Genomic DNA, 2,097 nt, shown 5'->3' with positions numbered 1-2,097 from the left:
TGTTTTAATATATTTTAGATTTATTTTATAAAAATTTGACATTAAACTTGAAAAGATATCTTTTAAATCATCAACAGAAATAATATAATCCATTTCATATGTCATATTATATTTTTTAAAGTTTTTTATTATTGATAATTGATATGAATGTGTTTCATTTAAATATTGTCCAAAATAAATTGTTTCATTATTAATGATGAATAAATAATAGGAACAATATTAAATTCTTTTTGTGCAAATTGTGAATAATAAACTTTGCACAAATTATCCACACCAATATTAAACTGTGACCCATCAATTAAAAATAAAGCATCACAATAATTTTTACTAATATTAAATGATTCAGTGTTGTCTAGAAATACTGATTCATTAAATAATTGGGAAGTGGAATTTCTAAAAACACAGTTACAAAGGTTATTGTTTTTACCGTTAAGATATATTGCACCACCTGCACCTTTGGCTTTATTATTTTGAAAAATAACACGGTTTATACATCCATTATTTCCCATCCAAGTAACTGCACCACCATTTACACCACTATTTTTTGAAAAAATACAATCAGACATTATTCCATTATCACCTAACCAATAAACAGGACTCTTATTATCCATATACTTAATAGAACGGGAATTTCCATCAATATTTACTTTTAATGTTTTACCATAACCCTGACAGTTACAAAATCCCCAGTCAAAAATTTTAACATTATTGCCAGTAATTTTAAATGATACTGGGTGATTATTTCCATTTATGTAATGTCCGTTACCGTTAATTGTAACATTATCTGCTTTAACGGCAATACATGATGCAATAGCAATATTTGAGTCATTATCTAAACTGTAATCCTTGTGTATGTTTAAAACATCTCCAGGATTAAGACTTTCAATATTACTTTTTAATTCATCAAAAGAACCAGATGTTGCATTTGCTGACTGATGACTCATATCCAAAGAAGTGACATTAATATTACTCATTTCAGTATTCATATCAATAGTGTCGTTAACATCACTTGCACAAACACCAGAAACAGCAACTAATAAAACAGAAAAAATCATTAAAAAACATAATATTATATCTTTTGAATTAAATTTCATCATATTTTTATAAACTCCTAATCTTAATTATTATATACGCAATTATAATTATTATTTTATAGACAACGACTTTTTTAAATAAGAGAGAAAAATTTAATCCTTATCATTGAAAAAAATTATCCAATTCCATCACCCTCAAAAAATTTAATACATGAATGATATAAAATAATTTATATAACTAATTTTTTCTTTTATGTATTATATAATGTTTATCGAATGCAAGCACATGCTTACACCCAAATTCCACAATAAATATGGTTGTGTCCGATTTGGTACTGATTTTTTAATTTTGAGTGGTTGTTTTTTTCTTATTTTTGTGTGTTTACAGTTGAAATTTCATTTCGATGATTTTTGATGATTTTTTGTATTTGATTTTTTCGTTGATTTGTTTTGGTGTTGTTTTATTGATTTTATGATGCATTAAATTGATAGTTTATTGAATTTCATTTATTTTCATTTGTTTTATTTTTAATCTGGTCGATGTTACTTTAATTTATTATATCTAATCATGTGTTTGGTGTGTATCTAATTAGGATATTTTATAAAGTGTATTTCTAGTATAAAGTAATTTAAAAAAAGTTATATATTAATTGGAGAGATATGTTTATTTATGACTCAAAAAACAACCTCTCCAGTATTATTTAATACTGAAGAGATATATAAAATTTTCTTTTGTGATGGTGAATGTGTTATTGATTTTGATTTTCCAATGGTTTTACTTTATTTTTTGGATAGTATTGCTCGTGATGATGATAAAATTATTTTAATTAATGTTAATCAGGAAAATGATTTGTTTGATGAGGAATTTGTTTGTAATGGAACCAAGAAGATATGTTTGAATAATTTAAATCATGTTCATGTTCAGAAATATGTTAAAGAAATTGAGAGTTGTAATGTTACAGCCACAACTAATTTAGATAGTTTTATTGATGAAAATTGTAAGTTTAGTAACTTTTTAGCGGATTTAATAGTTAAATTGTTAAGTATTGAGCAAATTTCTTAT

2 protein-coding genes are annotated in these 2,097 nt (G+C 24.3%); one reads left to right on the top strand and one right to left on the bottom strand.

What is annotated here, in order from left to right; all coding sequences use genetic code 11:
* Window positions 1-158 precede the first annotated feature (158 nt).
* A complete protein-coding gene (locus QZU75_RS12710; protein ID WP_296884201.1) occupies window positions 159-1,055 on the bottom strand; it encodes a hypothetical protein in 897 nt (298 codons plus the stop codon).
* Window positions 1,056-1,704: 649 nt separating this feature from the next.
* Between QZU75_RS12710 and QZU75_RS12705 the strand changes: the two genes are divergently transcribed.
* On the top strand, window positions 1,705-2,097 hold a 393-nt coding region (locus QZU75_RS12705), incomplete at its 3' end, for a hypothetical protein (RefSeq protein ID WP_296884200.1).

The sequence above is a fragment of the uncultured Methanobrevibacter sp. genome, assembly GCF_902764455.1.
Lineage (GTDB): Archaea > Methanobacteriota > Methanobacteria > Methanobacteriales > Methanobacteriaceae > Methanocatella.
Note: the sequence above shows the minus strand (reverse complement) of the source record. Positions and strands in the feature narration are given on the sequence as shown.